Here is a 435-nt window from a genome sequence, read left to right as displayed (position 1 = left end):
CGCGAGCACGCGGCGCGGACGCTCGACAAAGGCGCGCAGCACCGCGAATTCGCCATCGGTCAGGTCGACGAGCATGCCGTCGGGGGCGGTCAGCGTCCGCATCCGGCAGTTCAGCGCCCAGCCCGCAAAGCCGACCAGATCGTGGCTCTGGACGGGACTTGCGGCGCCAACGGGTCGCTCGGTCGGTGCGGGGTCGGCAGGATCGGGTAACGCGCCCGCGGCCAGTTGCGCGCGTTGCCGCCGCAGGACCGACCGGATCCGCGCGAGGATCTCGCGCGGGCTGCACGGCTTGGTCAGATAATGACTGGCGCCGATCTCGAGCCCGAGAATCCGGTCGGGTTCGTCGCCCAGCGCGCTGAGCATGACGACGGGGGGCGCGCCCTTGCGGGTCAGGCGGCGACAGGCCGCCAGACCGTCCTCGCCCGGCATCATCAC

At 72.0% G+C, this 435-nt stretch carries 1 protein-coding gene; it reads right to left on the bottom strand.

All coding sequences use genetic code 11. From position 1 onward, the window contains the following. Positions 1-435 (bottom strand): response regulator (locus sphst_RS20960; protein WP_199849008.1); only part of this gene is annotated, 435 nt, incomplete at both ends.

The organism is Sphingomonas sp. STIS6.2 (genome assembly GCF_000732685.2).
GTDB classification, from domain to species: domain Bacteria; phylum Pseudomonadota; class Alphaproteobacteria; order Sphingomonadales; family Sphingomonadaceae; genus Sphingomonas; species Sphingomonas aerolata.
This window is presented reverse-complemented; position numbering and strand designations above follow the sequence as displayed.